Origin of the sequence: Brucella sp. 22210 (genome assembly GCF_052045675.1) — a bacterium.
Taxonomy (GTDB): domain Bacteria; phylum Pseudomonadota; class Alphaproteobacteria; order Rhizobiales; family Rhizobiaceae; genus Brucella.
This window is the reverse complement of the sequence record NZ_JBQEPD010000097.1, coordinates 1-3933: the sequence shown is the minus strand read 5'-3', so window position 1 is coordinate 3933 and position 3933 is coordinate 1. Positions and strand designations below refer to the sequence as shown.

The window sequence follows — 3933 nt, the reverse complement described above, 5'->3', positions numbered from 1 at the left end:
TGCTCGTTCATCACACCCTTTGGTTGTCCGGTCGATCCGGAGGTGTAGATGACATAGGCCAGGTTGCGCGGCGTCAGGCCGAGAACAGCGGGATCTGGATCACCGGCGGGCCGGTCAGCCCACAGGGATGCGTCGGCCTTCATGTCGATCAGCGCCGGACCGCCGGCGGCAGACGCCGCGTCCTGCAGCACAGCACGCGCCGCGCCATCCACGCGCCTATGGGTAAGCACCGCCACCGGCGCGGCATCGCCCAGCATATAGGCAAGCCGCTCGGCCGGATAGGACGGGTCGAGCGGCACATACGCTCCGCCCGCCTTGAGGATCGCCAGAAGCCCCACCACCATGTCGAAGCCGCGCTCCACGCACAATCCGACAAGACAGTCCGGGCCGACACCGAGGGATATCAGATGATGTGCCAGACGGTTCGCCCGCGCGTTCAGAGCGCCATAACTGAGAGTGGCCTCCTCATACACGAGCGCCACCGCGTCCGGCCGCTCGGCCGCCTGCGCCTCGAACAGTTCATGCACGCATTTGTCCGCCGGATAGACCGCCGCAGTCGCGTTCCACTCCACTAGCAAACGGTGGCGCTCGGTGTCCGGCAGGATGTCGAGTGCGGACGCCAATGTGGACGGCACCTGAAAGACACGCTCCAAAATGCAACGAAAGCGCGCCATCATCACCTCGATTTCGGAGTGCTCAAAATAGGTGCAATTATATATAAAGTCGATGCAGGTCTCGCTCTCGTCACCCTGGCTGACGATCAGCGTTAGAGGCGTTTGCAAGTTGCCATACTGCAGCACAAACCCGGTGCACTGCGTAGAACCAAACCGGGCCCTGTGGTGGTGACGCTCATAGGAGATGCTGACGTCATAGAGACGATCCTCAGCACCGGCGCGGGCTACGGCTGTCGTGTCCAACGCACTCAACGGAAACCGCTGGTGGCGATAGTCGCGCCTCAAACCCGAGACAATTTCGCGCAGCAACTGGGTAAAGACAAGGCCTGTGCCGCAGGAGATACGCTCCGCGATGGTGCTGACGCACAGGCCCATCGTTTGCTTGGCTTGGATGCCGCCACGGTTCAGAATCTGCATGCCGATGACAATATCATCCTGCTGGGTCGTGCGAGCCAGATAGACATACAACACCGCCAACAGCACTTGGAACGGTGTCGCACCTTGCTCTTGGGCAAAAGCTTGCAACCGGCAGGAAATATCCGGTCCCAAAGAAAGCTGGCAACATCCCGACTGCGTGGGCGCTCCTTCGGCTTGGTCTCGGGGTAAGAAAGCGCGCGCGGGGCGATCGTGAAGCCTTTTCTTCCAATAGGCTTTCTGACGCTGAAATGTCGCCCCAATCAGATAGGCTTTCTCATTCAAGATAAACTCCTTGTATGAGGGAGCGCTCAGATCGGGTACCCGACCTGCCTCGAGGGCGGAATAGATGTCCCCGAGAGAATCGTAGAGAAGTCCGCCTCCCCAAGCATCGAGGATCAGGTGATGAGGTAAGTAGAAGGCGTAGAAGCAGCTATCGGCGATCTTCAGCAACGCGCTTTTCCAAAGAAGAGCGCCAGACAGCTTAAAGGGTTCATTCAGCCGCTCCTGCATCCAGTCCAGCGCGGCCGCATGCGGATCGGCATATTGCGAGAGATCGAGAAAGACAACCTCGTTCTGGGTGTCTTCGCGAAACGTCTGGAGCGGGAAACCATCTTCGTCATTCTCCTCCGTCAAGACGATCCGCAGGCAATCATGCTTGCGCGCAAGCAGATCAACCGCCTGGCGGTAGCGCTGAAGATCGACCTTGCAGGGAATATGCAAATAGGAACCAAGATTATAGAGCGGCTGGCCCTCGTGAATGACCTGATCGAGCCAGATTTCCCGCTGAGAAAGAGCCAAGGGAAAGAGCGTGCCATCAGCGTGCGGCGGTTTGATGCCCGTTTCGATTGCGGGGTCCGTCGCTCCGTGGTCGTTGTCGGTTTCTTGGGGCAGAAGTCGGTTCATTGCTTTATCCAATAGTCAGAAACTGAAATGCGTGCGTGCAAATCCATGGTGGCGCATAGGCGGAGCCTCCGGTTCGCCCGGGCGGGACCGCCATCTTCGAAGGAAGGCTCAGCCATGTACCACTCGCCCCTAGCTGCCCCGAAAAAGCCACATTACGAGCAACAGCAGCACCGATGCCGGGCGTGGCGGATGGACGAAGGGAAGCACTGCAGGATGTAGCCTGGTCATGCGACTTCCTCTCGCTCATGTATCTGCTTGGACGGTGCCTCGGTAAGCGCAGAGAAGACTTCGGCGGGGCTGGGCGAACCATGGAGAAATCGGATAGCTCAATGTCAACTTGAATCAACTCGACAAGCACCTCGTTGGCTTCCTTCACCGGACCAGCCGCCGCGGCTAGCCCCACGTCATCACCGCGCGCTGCACGGTAGGCCCGAGTTCAGCTTTAAGCTGCGCTGCCATCCGATCGGCTTGTGCGGGATCGACAGCCTTCATGTCCAAGCACCCGGAGCCGATCCGCGCCTTCAGTTCATAGCTCGCGCATTCGGCGATCTTTCTGCCGGGGTCGATCACCGTTATCCCGGTGGCCAATTGGTCGGCTTCCTCCAGATACTGCGTTATAAGCAGGAGTGTGACATCTGCCGCGCACAGCTCGCGCAGCATCCGCCAGACGTCTTGGCGCGCTTTCTGATCGAGCCCAGTCGTGGACTCGCCGAGGACCAACACTCCGGATTTAATGATTAACGATGCGGCGGTATCGAGCTGGCAGTGCATGCCGGCCGAATAGCGCTTGGCATGACGGTTAGTCGCACCTGTCAGATCCTTATCAAGCGCAGCAAAATTACCGGGTTTCTGGAGCTTGGCTACAAAAAAACCAAATCGGACTTCTGGGGTCAATTCCTCTAAAAGCCCGTCGCGTTCGGCGAGATTAAGTTCGACAGTTAGAACGCGCTCCCATACTTGAAGCAATTTCGAATGGAAAGTTTGTTGCAAATAATACCGGATTGTTTGTTGAGGTAGGACATCATTCGAAAAAGTATCGAACACGTCACAAATATCTCTTAACAGAAAGTTATAAACTTCTCCAAGTACGTCATCATTGAACATACTCATAGTCTTATTCTTATCTAAAATTCATTGAATATAAATTGATGGAATAGTCAAAGGCCGCCAACTATGATTAATGACGACAAATTTGGTATTTTAACAATGTGTCGAAAGAGAGTAACCAATAGTAATTACGCTTGTGATTCCGGTTTACTTAGAAAAATCCAAGCTCTTTGGAATGGATGGACTGGGTCATCTGGAGAGCTTTTGCCATTTCTGCCGACCTCCCTCGCCAACTAGCTTGAAACCTACCGCCCTGTTTTGCAAAGCGTTCCCGTTCATTGCGATCATGATGCGCGTTTAATCAGTTAGAGCACTGATCTCCTTGCGTCAGATCGGTGCTCCGGTTCTTTGTTTAGCCGCATTTTTTCCGATCAAAGCAGGATCAGAAATCAGTCCTGTGGACTGATTTCCAAAAAAGATGAGGAGGAGGCTGGGGGGGCTTATGCCTCCTCCTCTCGACCAGTCCTGACTTGGAGATGATCAGGACCGGGGCACGTCGAAGGCCCGGACTATATCCAACGGAGTCAAGTGCCCGTCGCCTTCCCGTTGCTTGTGTACAATTCAATCCGTAAGCGCCTTCGGGCAAGAGATTGAGACTTCTTTCCCGGCCTGCACTTTTGTCCCCGCTTACCGCTTCTCATCGGTTTGCAGAAGACAGGACTGAACGTGGATCCTCCCATAGGAAATCTCACATCCCGAGGTCAGTAGAGGTGCGAGATGGAGGATTGTAATTCTGGCCCGAATAACCGGGGCCAGATGTTTGTTTGGTGTTCAGCTTACCACTTGACGCGGAAGCCGAGATTGCTCGAGACCGAATAGCTCTTGCCATTCT

General features: G+C 55.6%; 2 protein-coding genes. Both read right to left on the bottom strand.

Annotated elements, in window-relative coordinates; all coding sequences use genetic code 11:
- Positions 1-1994: condensation domain-containing protein (locus ACTJKP_RS26475; protein ID WP_440632779.1), on the bottom strand; the 1994-nt coding region annotated here is incomplete at its 3' end.
- A 393-nt stretch (positions 1995-2387) separates the two neighbouring features.
- On the bottom strand, positions 2388-3104 hold the full coding sequence (locus tag ACTJKP_RS26470; protein ID WP_440632778.1) for a hypothetical protein: 717 nt from the start codon (positions 3102-3104) through the stop codon (positions 2388-2390).
- Positions 3105-3933 lie beyond the last annotated feature (829 nt).

What these genes read in the sequence shown, in the direction of transcription:
- ACTJKP_RS26470 (WP_440632778.1), bottom strand. Translation starts at nt 3,104, where the DNA reads ATGAGTATGTTCAATGATGACGTACTTGGAGAAGTTTATAACTTTCTG.